The following is a 19,638-nucleotide window of genomic DNA, read 5'->3' on the forward strand; positions in this document are numbered from 1 at the left end:
TACCTGTATTATTTTTCTATAATGCTGTACATATAATCTTCCAGCGCTTTCAGCTCTTTGTCTGAAAAGTTTTTGGTAATTAAAAAGTTGGTTTTCATTACCTCATATTGTGACGGATCTACCAATGGCTCACCTTTTCCCTTTAGAAACTGAACAATATCTCCGTTTTTCTCCTTATATATCTGCGCTATTTGAGCTATGCTTGGTCCAATAACCTTTTTATCGGGTTTGTGGCAGGAAAAACAATTCCCCTTGCCGTTAAAAATATCACGCCCTAAAGCAACAGAAGGATCTTGGGATATACCCGCAGCCTCTGCACCTTCATCAGATGATTTAGTAGTAACAATAGTTTCTTTTTTCTCTTCCTGTTTGCATGAAAAGAGCGAAACAGTTAATAGCAGTAGTAGTAATTTTTTCATGATATAAAAATATGCCTCAACGGGTGGCGATGAGGCAATACAATATTATTTGTTTAAAAGTATAGCGGCTTCCTTGGCAAAATAAGTCGAAATAATATCGGCACCTGCACGCTTAATACAATGCAGCTGCTCCAGCATTATCCTATCGTGATCCAGCCAGCCTTTTTCGGCAGCAGCCTTAATCATGGCATACTCTCCTGAAACCTGATATACCGACACCGGAACATGTACCGCATTTTTAACCTCACGTACAATATCAAGGTAAGCGATACCCGGTTTTACCATTACAATATCAGCACCTTCTTCCACATCATGTAATGCTTCCTTAATGGCCTCAATACGGTTGGCATAATCCATTTGGTAGGTTTTCTTATCCCCAAACCCGGGAGCAGAGTCAAGCGCATCCCTAAACGGCCCGTAGAATGATGAGGCATATTTAGCACTGTAACTCATGATACCCACATTGTGATGACCATTTTCTTCTAACGCCTTACGGATAGCCAGCACACGACCGTCCATCATATCACTTGGCGCCACAAAATCAGCACCTGCATCGGCATGGCTTAAACTCATTCGGGTAAGCGCATCAACGGTAGGATCATTAAGTATTTCTCCGTTTTCAACAATACCGTCGTGACCGTATATAGAATATGGGTCAAGAGCCACATCGGGCATTACTACCATACCCGGCACAGCATCTTTAATGGCTTTAATGGCCTGCTGCATCAATCCGTCAGGGTTCCAGGCTTCCTTACCGGTATTATCTTTAAGGTTATCGCTAACCTTTACATAAATATTCACTGCCTTTACTCCAAGACTCCAAAGTTCTTTTACTTCCATAACCGTTAGATCTATGGAACGACGGAAAATACCCGGCATAGACGGTATAGGAATTTCCACATTTTGCCCTTCGGCAATGAACATAGGGAACATAAAATCGTTTGGTGTAAGAACCGTTTCCCTTACCAGCGCACGCATGGCTTCGGTTGTTCTTAATCTCCTGTTTCTGTGTATAGGGAACATGTATTTATAATATTTAAATTTTTATTTTCTCTTTTATCTCTTCTGTCTTTTCCTTCAGGAATCTTGGCGGATCAAACCTGTAACCAAAAAACACCGTACCGTAAGCAATAGTATCATTCATATTTACAGCCGTATCGGCATTATGGTTAGATGCTAAAACTTTAGCATAAACCCCTCCATAAAAGGTATCTGAGTTATACCCCAGTGACAGTGTTAAACCTGCCTGTGTCAAAAAATCGGTATCGCTAATACTACCGTCTCTAGTGTACGTAACCCCGGCACCTACCGACAGGCCTCCGGCGATAAGTATGTTTTTTGCCACTACCCAATTGTAATTGTAAGCCGGAGATAGTGCCACATCCAGAAAATAGCTTTTACCTCCCAGTTGTGGTTCTTTCTTTCCGTTAAACTCGGTGTAATAATAACTTAGTGACGGCGCAAAACTCCCTGTACTCTTAAGCTGTCTTTCGTTTTGAAAAGCCAGTGCGCGGAAAGAAAAATTATCGTTAAACACGTAACTTGTACTTCCGCCAAATTTTATGGTTTTTAATCCCGATAGGTATACGCTTTCATAATTATCTACCTCCAGCGAAATACCTTTTTGATAATACAGGTCAAAATGCTGCATCCACTTCCCTAGAAACAGGTTAAGCCCGAATGAAGTCATCTTAGAATCCCTGTTATCCTTATTCTCTGCAAAGAACTTAGGGGCAAACCCCAAATTAAACGATATAAAATCGTACTGTACCGATACGCCCAGTGTCCTTCTTTCATTAGGAACCATATTTATGGTTGTACCTATCTCCTCATAATCAAGAGTAAACTGATTTGAGGTATTGAGCGTAAACAATTGTACCGATAACTTATCAGGAAATTTTTGGATATAGGCATTGGTAATACTGTCGGTTTGTGCAAAGCAACCCGAGCCTGTCAGCAATATCACCCCTATGAATCCTTTTATACCCAATTAACCGGTTTCATTAATACTTTTATCAGTTTCTCTTCCTCACTCCCCTCTTCAGGATGGTGGTCGTATACCCATTGTACATGTGGCGGTAAACTCATAAGGATACTCTCTATCCTACCATTGGTTTTAAGCCCGAAAAGTGTACCCTTGTCATGTACCAGGTTAAATTCCACATAACGTCCACGGCGTATTTCCTGCCATGTCCTGTTCTCTTCTGTATATTCAGTGTCTTTTCTTCTTTCAACGATAGGCACATAAGCCTCAAGAAAACTGTTACCTACTTCAGTCACAAAGTCATACCAGTTTTCCATACTAAAGCTATCGGTAGCTTTACAGTGATCAAAAAACAGTCCGCCTATACCACGCGCCTCATTGCGGTGTGCATTCCAGAAATAATCGTCACACTGTTGCTTAAATTTAGTATAAAATTCCGGATTATGCTTATCACATGCTGTTTTACAGGTTTGATGGAAGTGTTTTGCATCTTCCTCAAAAAGGTAATAAGGCGTTAAATCCTGACCACCGCCAAACCAGCTGTTTACCAGGTTACCCTGTTTATCATACATTTCAAAATACCTCCAGTTGGCATGCACTGTAGGTACAAACGGATTTTTAGGGTGTATTACAAGACTAAGTCCGCAGGCAAAAAAATCAACATCACCTACATTAAAATAAGTCTGCATTGCCTTAGGTAATGGACCATGTACGGCAGAGATGTTTACCCCTCCCTTTTCAAACACATTACCGTTTTCTATAACACGTGTACGACCGCCACCGCCTTCAGGACGTTCCCAAAGATCCTGCCTGAATTTTGCTTTGCCATCTACCGCTTCCAGCTTTGATGTTATGGTATCCTGTAAATCCTGTATGTATTGGTAAAATTTATCTTTCATTTGTATTGTAATGTTCTGATTTTAACAGCCCGTAATATATAATATCTTCAAACTCGCCGTATCCGTTCCTAAACTCCTGCCTAAGTACACCTTCCTTCACAAACCCGTTTTTTTCGGCAACACGTTGGCTACCTTTGTTTACCGGAGAGGTACATATAAAAACCTTATTCATCCCTATTTCCGTAAAACAGAAATCAACAGCATTAGCAACCGCTTTTGTTGTTATCCCTTTGCCCTCATAATCCATATCTATAAAATAGGCCAGTTCGCATTTACTTGTCCTTACAGAAATGTTTTTAATCACCACATAACCTATAAGTTTTGTGGTAAGCGGACTGCGCAGATAAAAGTAATAACCTTCTTTTTTCTGTTCGGTTTCCAGTGCCTGTGTAAGGAACTGTTCGGTTTTCTCAAGGTCAGAATTGGCAAAAGCCGTAACCGGAAACGTTTTGCGTATGTGCTCCCTGTTCCTGTCCACAAGTTTGAAAAACTCCTGCGGAAGTATTTGTGCTATACGGTCTGTTCTCCAGCTTACGGTTTCCATGGCCTGCTATTTTAACCGGGATATTTTGTTTGCTATATCAAAAGAAAAAACTTTGCTCCCTGATTGTATGTAACTATATAAAGATACAGCCTTTTGTTTTAGTTCGCTGTAGTTTTCCTTTTCAGAAAGTTTTGCCAGGAAGTCGGCAAAAAGCTCCATATTCTGCCAGTCTGTACCAGCCTTTGCCAAATGGTTATTAAGCGCGTCCGGAGTAATGGCTTTAAGTTTTTGCAATGATAAACCTATCCCTTCAAGCTGGGTATCTATATCATCATCACTCCATCCGTCGGGCACAAAAACAAGGGAAATCAGTTTTTTAAGCTGATTGTTTATCCTTTCGTTGTCTTCGTCCCTTAAACCTAAACTAAGCGGCATAACATTGTGTGTTTCGTAATCAGTGTACAGTAGCCTGCCATAAAGCCTGCTACTGTTCCTGAATACTACTATTAACGATATTCTTTTACTGCGTCGATAAATGCCTTAGCATGATCTACCGGAATATTTGGTAATATACCATGACCAAGGTTAACGATATAATTGTCCTTACCAAACTCATCAATCATTTGGTGTACCATTTTCTTAATGGTTGGTATAGGTGATAGTAATCGTGAAGGGTCGAAGTTACCCTGTAGTGTTATCTGTCCGCCCGAAAGGTAACGTGCATTACGTGCCGAACAGGTCCAGTCTACACCAAGTGCCGAAGCCTTACTTTGTCCCATTTCGTTAAGGGCAAACCAGCAGCCTTTACCAAACACAATAACGTGGGTTTCGGGAGCCAGGGCCTCAACAATCTGGTTAATGTATTTCCAGGAGAATTCCTGATAATCTACCGGAGAAAGCATACCTCCCCAGCTGTCAAACACCTGTACGGCATTTACACCTGCTTTTACCTTTTCTTTAAGGTAAGCTATGGTAGTATCGGTTATTTTTTGAAGCAGTGCATGGGCAGCTTCCGGCTGAGAGAAACAAAATCCTTTTGCCGTATCAAAGCTTTTAGAGCCTTTACCCTCTACTGCATAACAGAAAATTGTCCATGGTGATCCCGCAAAACCTATTAACGGCACCTCATCATTAAGCATCTCTTTGGTAAGCTTAATAGCATCCATTACATAACCAAGTGACTCATGAATATCAGGTATGCGCACCTTCTCCACATCCTGTACTGTACGTATAGGGTTTGGTAAAAACGGACCTACATTCTCTTTCATAAGCACCTCAATACCCATAGCCTGTGGTACCACAAGGATATCAGAAAATAAAATGGCTGCATCCGGCTTAACGATACGTATTGGCTGAACCGTGATTTCGGCTGCAAGTTCCGGTGTCTGGCAACGGGTAAAAAAGTCATATTTGTCCCTTAGTGCACGAAACTCAGGTAAATATCTTCCTGCCTGGCGCATCATCCATACCGGTGGCCTTTCTACTGTTTCGTTGCGTAGCGCTTTTAAAAATAAGTCGTTCTTGATCATTTCTTCTGTTTATTACTTCTCCTCTCACAAGGTTTTTAAAACTTTGCAGGATTATCTTTATAATAATTAATACATTGTATAATCACATTTTCCACCGATGGGTGGTTTGCGACCACTATATTTTTTGTTATTCCCTGTAAAGCCTTTGCGGTGGTTGTCCCTATGCAAAAGCAAACGGTATTGCTTATTTCGTTTTCCTGAAGGAAGCTCTCAATCCCCGACGGACTGAAAAACAGTACTCCGTTCAGTTCGGCATTTATTTTATGTGGCGTTAATGCCGTTTCATACGCCTGTATTTCGGTAAGCCTTATACCCGCTCCTTTAAGGGCCATTGGTAAGGTATCCTGCCTTAGGTTACCCGAAAAGAATACAAAATCCCTTTCCTTATACTGTTGTAGTATTATTTGAGAAAGGTCTTTGGCATAATCGGCACAAACCTCAACGGTATATCCATGCTGTTTTACAAGCTCGGCCGTTTTGGTTCCCACACAAAAAATACTGCTCCCCTTATATTGTGTACTCCTACCGTTAAGCAGGAAACTTTTAAATGCATTCTGACTCGTAAAAATCAGGTTATGGGGTATATCACCCAGTTCAAACGGTTTGTTTACCGTAGTGATAAAATCGGCTTCCAAAACACTAAGCCCTGCATTAAGCAGGTACTGCCTGTGGTTTCCCTGCAGTTTTTTAGTGGATAATATACGAATACCGCCTTCCAAACCTTTACTGTTTTACCTGCGGCTGCAAAATTTGCCCACATCTTTATTAAGGCCAAATACCACAAGTATATCACCTTCTTCTATAACCGTATTCTTGTCTACAAATCCTTCCGACTGCTGTACGAAGTTTGTAGTGCCCAAAATGGTTTTTCTTACTTTTCTCCTTAATATAGTAATAACCCTAAGAGTAAACTTTTCCTGAAAGTTTAATTCCTCCAGTGTTTTCCCGGCAAATTCAGGCCCTGCCTTAAGTTCAGATATCGAATAGTTTTTATCGATATTAAAGTTATCCACTATCCCCTTAAGGTTTATTTTCTTGGCCAGCCTATCGGCAAAATCCTGCTCCGGGTGAATAATATTCTCAATTCCCATTGCATTAAGTACCGTATCGTGAATAGGAGATAACGAACGCCCAATGATTTTTGCATTGGTAAGCTTTTTAACTACCGCTGTCGCAATAATGGCTGCTCCCTCGTTCTCACCAATGGCGATAACGGCAATATCGGCATCCTTTATAGGAAGAGCCTTGTAGGCCTGCTCGTTAGTAGCATCCATACATATGGCATGCGAAATCTTATCCTTAACGATATTTACCTTATCCATCTTATTATCAATCCCAATAACCTCATTTCCGGTCTCTGTCAGGTTTACCGCCAGTGACATCCCGAAATTTCCCAATCCAAAGATGATAATCTTCATATTCTTTTATTTTAGTTAATTAAAATGTTCTCTTCAGGGTAGTTATAGTTTTGCGTATGCAGTCGTTTCATCATACCTATTAAAAGGTTGAGTAAACCTATCCTACCAAAGAACATTACACATATTAAAACATATTTACTGCCTACACTAAGCCCTGCCGTAATACCCAGGCTAAGCCCAACGGTACTAAAGGCCGAGAACGTTTCGAATGCTATTTGTATAAGGGTAAAATCTTTCTCAAAAAACAGTATCATTAAAATACCCAAACCTATTACCATTAGCGAAATACATATAATGGCAAAAGCACGTTTAACCGACTGATTGTTTATTTTTCGGCCTCTTAATTCAATGTGTTCCTTACCTTTTGCAATAGCCACTATATTTAGTGTAGCCAGTGCAAAGGTACTGGTTTTTATACCTCCTCCGGTAGATCCAGGTGAGGCACCAATCCACATTAGGAAGATAACAAAAAGGATGGCCGGCATTGAAAGATCGGCAAAATCAAAAGTATTGAATCCGGCAGTCCTGGCAGTAACCGAGGTAAACGCCGCCGATGTAACCTTACCGTAAAACGATTCGTTTTGGAACAAATGCCCTTTCTCCGCAAAAAAGAAAAACAGCGTACCTCCCGTTAACAGTATAGCTGTGGTAATCACCACTATTTTGGAGTTTAATGTAATAACCCTCACTGTGGTATACATTCTCCTGTTTGCCACCATACTCATTACAAATCGCTTTATATAGCGCAAAAAGTTGAATACTATATTATAACCCAGTCCGCCAAGTATAATAAGATGCATTATAATCCACTGGAACTGGTATGCCTCCTGTAGTGCTGTATCGTTCAGTCCGCTGGAAAGCGTAGAGAATCCTGCATTACAAAAAGCCGAAATAGAATGAAACAGCGAGAAGAAAAACTTGTTCTTTATCTCGGCAACATCATTAATACTGTAGTAAATAAAAAAGGCGCCCACTATCTCTATACTAAGGGTAAATACTACCACACGCATAGCCAGGCGCATTACATCATGAAGCCCTTCGCTTTCCACAAAACTACTTACGTTCATCCCTTCCCTAAATGAGGAACTCTGCTTAAAAAAGTAAGCAAAGAAAGAGGTAAAGGTAAGCATCCCTATACCGCCCACCTGGATAAGAACCAGTATTACCGTTTTACCCATAAAGGTAAAATCTTTAGCCGTGTCAAGCACTACCAAACCGGTAACACACACCGCACTAATTGAGGTAAAAAAGGCATCGGTAAAGGTTATGCCGTTTGTTGTGGCATTAGGCAGCATTAATAAAAAAGCTCCTATAAGCCCTACAATGGCAAAACTCCCCACAAACAAAATAGTAGGGTTATAGTAAATGTCGTATAACTTACGTATAAGATTAGTAAGCCTTAAAAAGAAGTAAAGTATAAGGCCCGTATCGAGTATAAAGTTTACATCATTAAGCCGCCCGTACTCGTCACCGGTTATAAAAGCTATCGAGGCCAGTATAAAAGTAACTACAAGCACCAGCATATTGGCCTTAAACATTTTACGCCTGCCCGGTTTGTAGGCATGCTTAATCCTGAGCATATTAAACCCTATAAGGAGCAATACCAAAAAGGTTAAATAAAGTGTTTTATGATTAAGCCAGTCTGTTATGATATTCTCATAGCCAAAATCAAAAATCAGGAAGACTATTAAAAGGATGTCAATAAAACCGTATATTTTTGATAATGTATATGACAGGTTTCTAGCCATTGCCTATTTTTTAAGTTTTTCGCGTATCTCCGCCATTAATTCCTTTCCTCCATTCGCAAGCACTTCTTCAGCACAGTCATTACCAAAGTTACTAAAGTCTCCCGAGACCGCCATAGCTTTCTCAACGTGTATTTTCTGCTTCCCGTCTATAGAGAGCAACACGCCTTCAAAGCGAATCTCATTATCTTCAATAGTAGCCAGTGCACCAATAGGTGCCGTACAGCCCCCTTCCAGTTTCTTTAAAAACTGACGTTCTATGTGGGTAGCCACTTCGGTTTTATTATCGTTTAGTTTTGCCAACGCTTCCCTTGTATAGGTATCTTCCTCCATAGCCACAACAAGCATGGCTCCCTGCGCCGGGGCAGGTATCATCCAGTCCAGCACCAAGTGGTTTTCAGGAAGCAGATTTATACGCTCCAGTCCGGCACTTGCAAATACAGCACCGTTCCAGTCGTTCTCACTAAGTTTTCTAAGTCTTGTATTCACGTTACCACGCAAATCATTCACCTTGTGGTTAGGGTGCCTGTTAAGCCATTGTGCCTGCCTGCGAAGGCTGCCCGTAGCAATAGTACCCGCATCGTATAAAAAATCAAGGTTCCCTTTATGTACCAGTATATCACGCACATTGGCACGCTCTAAAACAGCAGCCTGTACTATACCTTTTGGCAAGGCTGTAGGCACATCTTTCATGGAGTGCACGGCAATATCCACCTGTCCTTTTATCATAGCGATATCAAGGGTTTTGGTAAATATACCTGTTATTCCAAACTCGTAAAGGGGAATATCTAAAACAACGTCGCCTTCTGATTTTACTGCTACAATCTCGGTAGCATATCCTAAATCATTCAGCTTCTTTTCTACAGTATGAGCCTGCCAAAGGGCAAGCTCACTATCTCTTGTGCCTATTCTGATGGCTTTGTTCATTTCGAAGTATTTTCAATCTTAAAGACTTTCTCTATCCACTCGATGCTCTCATCTACCATGGTATCATTGTCTTTTAAGTGATTGGCAAAATGTGTTGTAATTTTATGAATTAATCGTTTGCTGATTATCTCAGCCTGTTCCTCATCAAAATTACTTATTTTTTTGCGTTGAAAGCTAAGTTCGGTCTCTTTTATTGAGTTAAGCTTTTCTTTAAGGGCATGAATGGTAGGAGCAAACTTCCTGGCATTCATCCAACTGATGAATTCATCCTTAATTTCCTCAATGATTAATTCGGCAGCAGGAATGTGTCTTTTCCTTTTCTCCAGCGTATCATCGGTAATTTTAGAAAGGTCATCAAGATGCACAACAGTGACATTATCCAGTTCCCTTACATTATCATGAACATTTTTAGGGATGGATAAATCAAGTATTAAAAGCGGTTTATTTAATACCAGTATATCTTTATCTATGGTTGGCACAGGTGCTCCTGTAGCCACAACAAGTACATCGGCCTTTGGCACTTCCAGCGGAAGCACATCATAGTCCTTCACCACAAGATTAAATTTACCGGCAATCTTTTCTGCCTTTTCCTTAGTCCTGTTAATTAAAACGATATGTTCATTTTTGGTATGCTTAACAAGATTCTCGCAGGTATTTCGGCCTATTTTTCCGGTACCGAAAAGCAGTATGTTCTTATTGGAAACATCCTGCACATTATTCATAATGTACTGAACCGATGCAAAAGAAACCGAAGTGGCTCCAGAGCTAAGCTCAGTTTCATTCTTTATTTTCTTACTTGCCTGTATAACACTGTTTACCAGCCTTTCCATAAAGGCATTGGCAAGTCCTTTTGATTTAGATTCCACAAAACCGCTTTTAAGCTGGCTTATAATTTCAAAGTCACCCAGTATCTGGCTGTCAAGCCCGGTACCTACCCTAAAAATATGATTGATGGCTTCCTTGCCTTTAAAAACAAAAGCTACCTGCTGGAATTCCTCTACAGAACCCTGACTGTTATCGCAAAGTAATTTGATTAACTGGAACGGGTGCTGCGCAAACCCGTATATCTCTGTCCTGTTACAGGTAGATATTACAACAAGGCTGCTTATCCCTTCATTTTTAGCCTGCTCAAGTACGTCAGTCTTTGCTTCATTGCTCAGGCTAAACTTACCCCTAATCTCGGCATCCGCCTTTTTGTAGCTCAATCCTATCGCATAAAAGTATAGGTGCCTCGATAAGTTATTATTCTCCATAGTACTCACTTTCCTAAAAGTATCACAAAATTATCATTAAGGCTTATTAAAAAATAACGCTCAAAGTTCTTTTTGTATCGCTGTGGGATATTTTAACTCAAAATGCATTTTTAATGCTTAAATACCCTAAATTTGCAATGAAATCAATGTTTTGCGAAAATACAGTTTAGAACAATTCTAAATAAAAGGATTTTATATTTTAAAAAATCCCGCTAAAAAAATATCGCTATGGGTTCTCACGAGGAAATTAAAATTGAGGATGATTTTTTTGTACTGCGTTTCCAGAACGACAGTAACGAAACCTCTCATTTTGAAAGAGATGTAAATACCGATCTTATACAGTTTCACTTTGGACTAAAAGGCAGGGCCAAGTTTATATTCAACCAGGGGCGTTATGCCTTAGACCTAAGGGAAGAGGTATCTCTTTTTCTATACAATCCGCAAAAGGAACTCCCGGTACACCTTGAAATTGCTCCGCATTCGTGGGTAATATCGGTACTTATCTCTATCAAAAAATTTCACAGTTTTTTCTCGGAAGAGGCCGACTATATTCCGTTCCTTAGTTCTGAGAACATTGACAAAAAATACTATAAGGACGATAAAATTAACCCGTCTATGGCCATTGCGCTAAATCAGCTGTTTAACTTTAACCTGCATCAGTCCATAAGGAAACTGTACTTTAAAGGAAAGGTATACGAGCTGCTTAGCCTGTATTTTAACCGTAATGAAGACGCCAATACAGAACAGTGTCCGTTTTTGGTAGACGAGGACAACGTAATAAAAATACGGAAAGCCAAAGATATTGTTATCGCTAATATGGCCGAGCCACCTGGGCTACAGGAGCTGGCAGATCAGGTAGGTATTAACCTGAAAAAGCTTAAAATGGGCTTTAAGCAAATTTATGGCGACAGTGTATACAGCTTTTTGTTTGACTATAAAATGGAGTATGCCCGAAAACTGCTGGACAGCGGCACCTATAATGTAAACGAGGTAGGGTTAAGAATAGGCTATAGTACCGCCAGCCATTTTATTGCTGCCTTTAAAAAGAAATTTGGTACTACTCCTAAAAAATACCTGATGTCTATAAACCCTAATGCCTAATTTCTTTTTATAAACGGATAGAAACTAATTATTAGAAGAAAGCATCTGATTTTAATGTTTTTGATAAAATTGCAGTAAATCCGTTAAATCATAAACATTCAACATTCGTTAAAAATAAGATTTTTGATATTCCGAGCATGGTTTTTGATGACCTTTGCCGGACAAACACTAAAAACAACAACAGTAAGATAAACATGAAAGGTGTATTGTTAGTTAACCTTGGATCTCCGGACAGTCCGGAACCAAAAGACGTGAAGCCCTATCTGGATCAGTTCCTTATGGACAAGTATGTTATAGATGTTCCTTTTTTACTAAGAGCTCTTTTAGTTAGAGGTATCATTTTAAGAAAAAGGCCGGAAGATTCGGCAGAAGCCTACAAAAAAATATGGTGGGACGAAGGGTCTCCGCTTATCGTGCTTTCTGAAAGGATGCACAAAAAAGTGGTACAAAAAACCGAACTCCCTGTAGCACTGGCTATGCGTTATGGTAAACCATCTATAGAAACCGGATTACAGCAACTGGCAGATCAGGGTGTGACCGAAGTACTTCTTTTCCCGCTTTACCCGCAATATGCCATGGCTTCTACCCTTACTATTTTAGTCTTAGCAGAAGAAATTCGCAAAAAGAAATTCCCGCAAATGACATTTACCGATGTCCCTGCGTTTTACAATAAGCCCGACTATATTAAAGTATTGGCAAACTCCATTAAAAGCTCTCTGGAAGGTTTTGATTATGACCACCTGCTGTTCTCTTACCACGGTATACCGGAACGCCACATAAGAAAAACCGATGTGACCAAATCACATTGTAAAATAAACGATACCTGTTGCACAACACCGTCGGCAGCACATAAATCCTGCTACCGCCACCAGTGTTATGAAACCACCAGACTGGTAGTGGAACAACTGGGTATCCCTGAAGATAAATATTCGCTTACTTTCCAGTCAAGGCTGGCGGGCGACAAATGGCTTGAACCTTATACCGATGTCGAAATAAACAACATGCCGGCAAAAGGGATTAAAAACCTTGCCGTGGTTACCCCTGCTTTTGTGGCAGACTGCCTTGAAACACTGGAAGAAATTGCCATGCGTGCCAACGAAGACTTTAAAGAGCACGGAGGTGAAAACTTCCATGCTATTCCTTGCCTTAATGATAATAATGAATGGGTTGATGTGGTGGCAAACTGGATAAACGAGTGGGCTAACGCAGAAAAACCTGTGGTATAATGTCTATAACCTCTACGGATTTAGCCAATAAGGGCATTAAGCAACTGCTTTTCAAACAGTCGGTTCCTGCTTCCATAGGCATCCTGTTCATGACAGTTAATGTCCTTATTGACACCATATTCGTAGGCCGTTGGATAGGTGCTCTGGCCATAGCAGCCCTCTCGGTTGTTATGCCCATTACCTTTTTCATATCCTCCATGGGTATGGCTATCGGTATAGGGGGTAGTTCAGTACTATCCCGGGCATTGGGTAAGGGCAACCGCGAAAAAGCTCTTAATACCTTTGCTCATCAAATCATGATGACCTTTGGGATTGCATCGTTATTTGTAATCATAGGACTTTTTTTTAGTGAAGAGGTACTTTTTGCCTTTGGAGCCAACGGTGATATTATGGCACCGGCTAAAGAATTCTTTTTACCCATACTTTTTGCCGTACCTTTTCAGGCATTCTGTATGACCGGGAACAACGTTATACGTGCCGAAGACAAATCCCGCCATGCTATGGTGGCCATGATCATTTCGGCAGTTTCAAATATCATACTGGATATTATATTCATAAAGGTATTAAACCTTGGTGTATTTGGTGCTGCTCTGGCAACCTCACTCTCCTTTTTTCTTTGCTTTTTGTACATCCTTTGGTTCTTTATTTATAAAAGCGAACTGAAACTGGAACTGAAGCATTTTGTTTTCCATAAGGAACTGGCTCGCGAAATACTTTCGCTAAGCTTTGTAACCTTTGCAAGGCAGGGTGTAATAAGCATACTGGCAATTATTCTTAACCATACCTTATATGCCGAAGGTGGCGAACACGCCGTTGCCGTATATGGTATAATAAGCCGTATGCTTATGTTTGCTCTTTTTCCGGTACTGGGAATTACACAGGGCTTTATGCCTATTGCCGGCTATAACTATGGCGCCGAAAACTACAGCAGGGTTAGAGAAACCATTTTTACCTCTATAAAATATGCCGCGCTTTTTGCAGTAATTGTTTTTATAGTAGTGCTAACCTTTGCCAAACCTATAGTATCGGTATTCACAACCGATGCTATTGTAATAGCCGACACCCCGGGTGCTTTGCGATGGGTATTTGCAGCATCGCCCATTATTGCGGTACAACTAATAGGAGCGGCTTATTTTCAGGCTGCCGGTAAGGCCACAAAAGCCCTGTTACTCACACTTTCCAAGCAAGGCTTTTTCTTAATCCCGCTGGTGCTTATTTTACCACAGTTTTTTGGTATTTTTGGTGTGTGGGTTTCATTCCCCATTGCAGATGTGCTCTCTACCATAGTAACAGGGCTGTTTTTAAGGCAGGAAATGACACACCATCTTAAAAAAGAATAATGGAATATAACTATATAAAATCATTACACCTCATTTTTGTGATTACCTGGTTTGCCGGGCTTTTTTACATTGTAAGGCTATTTGTATACCACCTGGAGGCTAACGATAAACCTTCGCCCGAAAAAGAAATACTTATCAAACAATACAAACTTATGGCTTACAGGCTGTGGTATATTATTACTTGGCCATCGGCAGTACTGGCAAGTATTTTTGCCTACTGGATGCTGTTTTTTACCCCTACCGGTAACGCATGGCTGTCACAGCCTTGGATGCATGTAAAACTGGGGTTTGTATTCCTGTTATACCTATATCATTTAAAATGCCACTCCATTTTCAAACAACTACAGCGTGACGAGATAAAACATACCTCAAACTTTATGCGTATTTGGAACGAAGGGGCTACCATAATTTTATTTGCCGTTGTTTTTTTAGTAATTTTAAAAAATGCCGTAAACTGGATTTATGGCGTGGTAGGTATTTTACTGTTCTCCATACTAATAATGCTTGGTTTTAAGTTTTATAAAAGGATTAGGGAGAAAAACAACTCGTAATGCGTTAAATGAAGCAGCAGTTTAAGATAAGAAAATGGTCGCTAAGGGTAAGGATATTCCTCTCCATGATATTGGTGACCCTTATAGCCTCGCTACTTATTGCTGCGGTTTCCATTTACCAGTTTGGCAAAGAGGCAAAAGAATACCATGAAGACAGGCTGGAACGAAAGGAAAATGCCATAAAGGAGCATATTAATTATATCCTTTCTACCACAACCTACCCGCTTTCTACCGAAAACCTTCCGCTTATTTTCAGGGAAAGGATTCATGAACTGGCTAATATCCACGGACTGGAAGTAAACATTTATGACCTTAACGGACATTTATTAAAATCATCTAAAGCAGGGTTCTCGGTAGATACTGTAGACAATACTACTATACCTCCAAATATTTTGAGGGTACTGCGAAGTACTGCCGAAAAACGCTATGTAGACCTTAAAAATATTGACGGACAAAAATTCCGGTCCTCCTACAGTTATCTTAACGATACCAAATTCAAACCCTTGGGAATACTTAACCTTCCCTATATAAAGGACGAAGGGTATTATGAAAAGGAACAGCGCAATTTCTTTATGCGTTTTGGGCAGGTATATTCCTTTATGCTCCTTATTTCGATAATTGTAGCCTATTTCCTTTCCAGCTTTATTACCAAATCGCTTAAAGCTATTAGTGAAAGGATAGCGGAAACCCGACTGAGCCAGACAAACGAAAGAATACACATGGACGATTCCCCACAGGAAATCAACCAGCTTGTAAAGTCATACAATGCACTGGTAGACGACCTGGAAGACAGTGCCACAAAACTGGCACAAAGCGAAAGGGAACAGGCATGGAGAGAAATGGCAAAACAGGTAGCACACGAAATTAAGAATCCGCTTACCCCTATGCGTCTTACGGTACAGAGCTTTCAGCGCAGGTTTGACCCAAATGACCCCGATATTAAGAAAAAACTGGACGAGTTTTCCAAAACACTAATCCAACAGATAGACACTATGAGCTCGGTGGCATCGGCTTTCTCCAGCTTTGCCTCAATGCCGGCACAGCAAAACGAAACGGTTAATATCGTTAAGATTGTCCAGCTGGCGCTTGAAATATTTAATGAAGGCTTTATCTCCTTTATTGCCGAGGAACCAGACATCACTACCCGTATGGACCGTACCCAGTTAATACGTATTATTACCAATCTGGTTAAAAATGCGATACAGGCCATACCGGAAGATCAGCACAACCCTATTGTACAGGTACGTGTTTACCGTGAAGGCAATTTTGTAAAAATAACAGTTAAAGACAACGGTAAGGGAATAAGCGTAGAGAATAAAAATCGTATTTTTGAACCTAAATTCACGACCAAATCAAGCGGTATGGGACTTGGGCTTGGGATTATTAAGAACATCGTGGAGAATTACCACGGAACCATTTCCTTTGAAAGTGAACTGGGTAAAGGCACCAAATTCATGGTTTCCCTACCAATTACCGATAGTGATTTACCTATTAAAGAAACAGACAATAACTAAAATAAACTCAAATGAACTACGAAAATATTTTAGCAGAAAAAGAAAACGGGCTTGCAATAGTTACCATTAACAGGCCTACAAAACTAAACGCACTAAACAAAGCTACTATACAGGAACTTCACGAGGCTTTTAAAGCTCTTGATGCCGATAAGGAAGTAAAAGCCATTATTGTAACCGGAAGCGGAGAGAAGGCTTTTGTTGCCGGAGCAGATATATCGGAATTTGCCGATTTTAACGTGGCTCAGGGTGGTGAACTGGCAGCTAAAGGTCAGGAACTATTATTCGATTTTGTAGAAAACCTTTCTACTCCGGTTATTGCCGCAGTAAACGGTTTTGCCCTAGGTGGCGGACTGGAGCTTGCCATGGCAGCACATTTCAGGGTAGCATCAGACAATGCTAAAATGGGACTACCTGAAGTATCTCTAGGTGTTATACCGGGTTACGGCGGTACACAACGTTTACCTCAGCTTGTAGGTAAAGGCCGTGCTATGGAACTGATTATGACAGCAGGAATGATAGGTGCCGAAGACGCTAAGGCTTACGGACTGGTAAACCACGTTGTACCACAGGCAGAGCTTTTAGATTTTTGTAAAGGTATTGCCTCAAAAATCATGAAAAACTCACCTGTTGCAATATCAGCAGCTATCAAGGCTATCAATGCTAACTTTAAAGATGGCGTTAACGGATATGAAGCAGAGATCAAAGCCTTTGGAGAAGCTTTTGGCACTGCCGACTTTAAAGAAGGAACAACCGCTTTCCTTGAAAAGAGAAAAGCAGATTTCCCGGGGAAATAATATATTTCTTACAAACAAATAAAAAGCCCCTCAATGAGCGGCTTTTTATTATGTACTTTATCTATTTCTATTTACATTCATTATATTCATCTACTATCTGAATAAGGTTTTGTTGGGTTTTCAGGTCAAAAACTCCTGTATCTATTTCTCTGCTAAGCTCTTTGCAGCCGGAAAGGTATTCTGCTAGCTCTGCAGAAAGCTTATCATTGTTTCGGGCATCAATCATTTGTCCCTGTTTGGCATCTTTAAGTTTAATTACATAAACATCCTCCTCAATAGGATCTTTTAAAACCTGATTACCATTTGCTTCATAAACCAGTTGATAGAAATAAGCATTATTAAACCCTAATGACATAGCATTTGATAGCTTTTTCATAGCATCGCCCTTTACTTTCATTCCTATAAAACAGGTTTCTGAACCGTCTGAATTGATTACACAAAACCTTGTACCGTCAGATGCTGTAAGAGTTGTAGATCTGTCTCTCCCCTTTTCATTTTTATAGCTCACAGTAACTTTTTTCCCATAATTATCAATAGCATCTACAACCTGATTATCTCCTGTTTGATTAACATCAAGTTTTTCAAAAAGCGCAGTAAGGGTTCCTATATATTTTTTACCCTTATCATCAATAGCATACCCCTTTATATTGTATAAATTACCACTTCTCTCTTTTGCAAGCGCTACCTTTTCATTATGCAGTCTGTTTCTATAACTTTTCGCCTGGTGTCCTAAGGTAATATCCCTGGCAACAAGCTCTTCAACAAGCTGTGTAAGAAACAGGTTATTATCGGTCGCGGTATACCTTCTCTTTGCTCTATAGCTAAATTTATTATCATTAAACAAAGTAACATTCAAATCATTATCCACATTATCAACCAGTTCAGCACTTGCCACAAGAATACCGTCAAGATCATATACCTCTATAGGACCGTTATTACCCATAAAAGTATAATTACTAATAGGAGCAACCTTACCTATTATTTTAGTTCCGTTAGACCCTCCCGAAACAACTGTCCCATCATTTTTAACAAAAGGTCTTACAGCTCCCACTTTAGCAGCATACTGCTCTTGGGCAACTTTTGCTTCCTCTTTAGCAATAACAACGGCTTTAGTATACCTCTCGCTCAGGTTTTCCCTTGGAGTATCAAAAAACTCCTGAAGCTTTTGCTGATTAATACCCTTCATATCTATTAATCCGTACTTTTCAGAAAGCAGCCTAACGATTATTTTGGTCGAATTAAATGATGTTTGAAGCACTTCATAAGGGATTTCAGAGGTCTTAGACCCATCTGCCGATTTTACAGTAAGCCATTGGTATAAAACCGTTGTCCCTTCAGACAACCCCAGGTACTTAACAGTAAACTGTTTCGTACCGTTTAATGTCGAAAACTCATATTCATCACCTCCAAGTTCTTTAAGGATGGCTACATCGGTTTTATCAAACAGAAGTATATCTTTTTTTATTTTAATAGATTGGGAAAACAATGCTAAAGGAAATAGTAGCATTAAAAGGTAAAGGTGTCTCATCAGTTTATATTTTTGAGCAAAAGTAGAAAAAACCATTTAATATCCTAATAAGAAACAACATACGTTCCATATATAAATTTACTCTTATAAAAAAAGCCTCCGAAACGGAGGCTTTTTTTATTCCTGTTGCTCTATAACATATTCCCTTATAGGTTTGTCATCAACAATAACATCCTTTAAATAGGTTTCACCATCTTTTATGGCTACTAATGCATATGCAGGCTTAGGGTTTTCGGCAGTACTGTATTTCCTGTAAGCAACTTCTGCCTGAGGCGCTTTACTTTCTTCCATATAATAACGGTCAAAAGGAAAATTAAGGCGTAGTCCGCCTGATACAAAATAAACTGTTTTAGCTTTAAAGTAGTCCCCTTCTTGAGGCTTCTCCTTTAAAATTTCCTTTATACTAGCATATCCTTCATTGTCATTTTCAATACAAACATATACATCTTCATTTCTGTTCCATGTAGTATCGGTAGTTTTAAAATTTTCAGCTTCAAAACGTAGGGTTACATACTTACCCCTAAAAGGGTCATTAGGATCTATGGGCTGAGTTTTAAATTTATATACCGTGCCCTCGTCATTTATTTTCTCTGTATCATATATCATTTTTAGGGGAACAAATGCCTGAGCTATTGCCACAACCACAAATAGTATAAACATGTTTTTAGTTTTCATCGTCTGTCATATTTAAAACATTAGCTCTTCTCTTTTTAACAAGCATGGAATTGGCTATAAAAAAGCCTATACCCACACAAACAAACAACACACCTCTCACAGCAAAAGTCATATTGGTATCAAAAAAACGACAGATAATAAGGGCCGCAATAATTGTTAACCCGAAATTAAGCTTCCTGAAATCAACCTTATCAATACCGTGTTTTACAGTTATTATCCCTAGTACCAAAACCATTATATTATCCAGTATG

General features: G+C 39.8%; 21 protein-coding genes. 6 read left to right on the forward strand and 15 right to left on the reverse strand.

Translation table 11 applies throughout. The features are described from left to right. Positions 1 to 8 precede the first annotated feature (8 nt). The 12 genes from ABS768_RS09385 to hemA all read right to left on the reverse strand — a co-directional run bounded on the left by ABS768_RS09385 (position 9) and on the right by hemA (position 10,658). The gene (locus ABS768_RS09385; RefSeq protein ID WP_408074713.1) at positions 9 to 419 is read right to left on the reverse strand and encodes a c-type cytochrome; all 411 of its coding nucleotides are present in this window, start codon (positions 417 to 419) and stop codon (positions 9 to 11) included. 45 nt (positions 420 to 464) lie between these two features. Next, complete coding sequence (gene hemB / locus ABS768_RS09390; RefSeq protein ID WP_408074714.1) at positions 465 to 1,442, reverse strand: porphobilinogen synthase; 978 nt, start codon at positions 1,440 to 1,442, stop codon at positions 465 to 467. A 13-nt stretch (positions 1,443 to 1,455) separates the two neighbouring features. Continuing rightward, the gene (locus ABS768_RS09395; RefSeq protein ID WP_408074715.1) at positions 1,456 to 2,409 is read right to left on the reverse strand and encodes a DUF4421 family protein; all 954 of its coding nucleotides are present in this window, start codon (positions 2,407 to 2,409) and stop codon (positions 1,456 to 1,458) included. Further along, positions 2,400 to 3,302, reverse strand: a complete 903-nt coding sequence (hemF, locus tag ABS768_RS09400) for an oxygen-dependent coproporphyrinogen oxidase (protein ID WP_408074716.1) — start codon at positions 3,300 to 3,302, stop codon at positions 2,400 to 2,402. The genes ABS768_RS09395 and hemF overlap by 10 nt, the downstream gene beginning before the upstream one ends. Then, positions 3,292 to 3,846 carry a GNAT family N-acetyltransferase gene (locus ABS768_RS09405; RefSeq protein WP_408074717.1) on the reverse strand — a complete coding sequence of 185 codons (555 nt, stop codon included), beginning with the start codon at positions 3,844 to 3,846 and terminating at the stop codon, positions 3,292 to 3,294. The genes hemF and ABS768_RS09405 overlap by 11 nt, the downstream gene beginning before the upstream one ends. A 6-nt stretch (positions 3,847 to 3,852) precedes the next feature. Beyond that, positions 3,853 to 4,221 (reverse strand): hypothetical protein, encoded by a 369-nt coding sequence (locus ABS768_RS09410; RefSeq protein ID WP_408074718.1) that lies wholly within the window; start codon positions 4,219 to 4,221, stop codon positions 3,853 to 3,855. Between the two features lie 71 nt (positions 4,222 to 4,292). Next, positions 4,293 to 5,315, reverse strand: coding sequence for a uroporphyrinogen decarboxylase (gene hemE / locus ABS768_RS09415; protein WP_408074719.1), 1,023 nt, complete (start codon positions 5,313 to 5,315; stop codon positions 4,293 to 4,295). 35 nt (positions 5,316 to 5,350) lie between these two features. Continuing rightward, positions 5,351 to 6,034, reverse strand: a complete 684-nt coding sequence (locus ABS768_RS09420; protein ID WP_408074720.1) for a uroporphyrinogen-III synthase — start codon at positions 6,032 to 6,034, stop codon at positions 5,351 to 5,353. Positions 6,035 to 6,046: 12 nt separating this feature from the next. Continuing rightward, on the reverse strand, positions 6,047 to 6,733 hold the full coding sequence (locus ABS768_RS09425) for a potassium channel family protein (RefSeq protein ID WP_157484574.1): 687 nt from the start codon (positions 6,731 to 6,733) through the stop codon (positions 6,047 to 6,049). Between the two features lie 11 nt (positions 6,734 to 6,744). Further along, complete coding sequence (locus ABS768_RS09430; protein WP_408074721.1) at positions 6,745 to 8,481, reverse strand: TrkH family potassium uptake protein; 1,737 nt, start codon at positions 8,479 to 8,481, stop codon at positions 6,745 to 6,747. A gap of 3 nt (positions 8,482 to 8,484) precedes the next feature. Further along, positions 8,485 to 9,405, reverse strand: a complete 921-nt coding sequence (gene hemC / locus ABS768_RS09435; protein WP_408074722.1) for a hydroxymethylbilane synthase — start codon at positions 9,403 to 9,405, stop codon at positions 8,485 to 8,487. Beyond that, positions 9,402 to 10,658, reverse strand: coding sequence for a glutamyl-tRNA reductase (gene hemA, locus ABS768_RS09440; RefSeq protein WP_408074723.1), 1,257 nt, complete (start codon positions 10,656 to 10,658; stop codon positions 9,402 to 9,404). Before hemA ends, hemC begins: the two co-directional genes overlap by 4 nt. Before the next feature lie 228 nt (positions 10,659 to 10,886). Between hemA and ABS768_RS09445 the strand changes: the two genes are divergently transcribed. The 6 genes from ABS768_RS09445 (at position 10,887) to ABS768_RS09470 (ending at position 17,184) form a co-directional block, all read left to right on the forward strand. Further along, positions 10,887 to 11,759, forward strand: a complete 873-nt coding sequence (locus ABS768_RS09445; RefSeq protein ID WP_408074724.1) for a helix-turn-helix transcriptional regulator — start codon at positions 10,887 to 10,889, stop codon at positions 11,757 to 11,759. A 194-nt stretch (positions 11,760 to 11,953) separates the two neighbouring features. Then, positions 11,954 to 12,985 carry a ferrochelatase gene (hemH, locus tag ABS768_RS09450; RefSeq protein WP_408074725.1) on the forward strand — a complete coding sequence of 344 codons (1,032 nt, stop codon included), beginning with the start codon at positions 11,954 to 11,956 and terminating at the stop codon, positions 12,983 to 12,985. After that, on the forward strand, positions 12,985 to 14,325 hold the full coding sequence (locus tag ABS768_RS09455; RefSeq protein ID WP_408074726.1) for an MATE family efflux transporter: 1,341 nt from the start codon (positions 12,985 to 12,987) through the stop codon (positions 14,323 to 14,325). The genes hemH and ABS768_RS09455 overlap by 1 nt, the downstream gene beginning before the upstream one ends. Then, positions 14,325 to 14,876: a CopD family protein gene (locus tag ABS768_RS09460; protein WP_408074727.1), complete on the forward strand. Its 552-nt coding sequence runs from the start codon at positions 14,325 to 14,327 to the stop codon at positions 14,874 to 14,876. Before ABS768_RS09455 ends, ABS768_RS09460 begins: the two co-directional genes overlap by 1 nt. An 8-nt stretch (positions 14,877 to 14,884) precedes the next feature. Next, positions 14,885 to 16,390 (forward strand): ATP-binding protein, encoded by a 1,506-nt coding sequence (locus ABS768_RS09465; RefSeq protein WP_408074728.1) that lies wholly within the window; start codon positions 14,885 to 14,887, stop codon positions 16,388 to 16,390. Between the two features lie 11 nt (positions 16,391 to 16,401). Then, complete coding sequence (locus ABS768_RS09470; protein WP_408074729.1) at positions 16,402 to 17,184, forward strand: enoyl-CoA hydratase/isomerase family protein; 783 nt, start codon at positions 16,402 to 16,404, stop codon at positions 17,182 to 17,184. Between the two features lie 67 nt (positions 17,185 to 17,251). On the opposite strand, the gene ABS768_RS09475 is transcribed toward ABS768_RS09470, so the two are convergent. The 3 genes from ABS768_RS09475 to ABS768_RS09485 form a co-directional block, all read right to left on the reverse strand. Next, positions 17,252 to 18,712 (reverse strand): hypothetical protein, encoded by a 1,461-nt coding sequence (locus ABS768_RS09475; RefSeq protein ID WP_408074730.1) that lies wholly within the window; start codon positions 18,710 to 18,712, stop codon positions 17,252 to 17,254. Between the two features lie 117 nt (positions 18,713 to 18,829). Continuing rightward, positions 18,830 to 19,387: a GDYXXLXY domain-containing protein gene (locus ABS768_RS09480; protein ID WP_408074731.1), complete on the reverse strand. Its 558-nt coding sequence runs from the start codon at positions 19,385 to 19,387 to the stop codon at positions 18,830 to 18,832. Continuing rightward, positions 19,377 to 19,622, reverse strand: coding sequence for a hypothetical protein (locus ABS768_RS09485; protein WP_408074732.1), 246 nt, complete (start codon positions 19,620 to 19,622; stop codon positions 19,377 to 19,379). The genes ABS768_RS09480 and ABS768_RS09485 overlap by 11 nt, the downstream gene beginning before the upstream one ends. Positions 19,623 to 19,638 lie beyond the last annotated feature (16 nt).

The sequence above is a fragment of the Flavobacterium rhizophilum genome (assembly GCF_046000485.1).
In the GTDB taxonomy this organism is placed as follows: Bacteria; Bacteroidota; Bacteroidia; order Flavobacteriales; family Flavobacteriaceae; genus Flavobacterium; species Flavobacterium rhizophilum.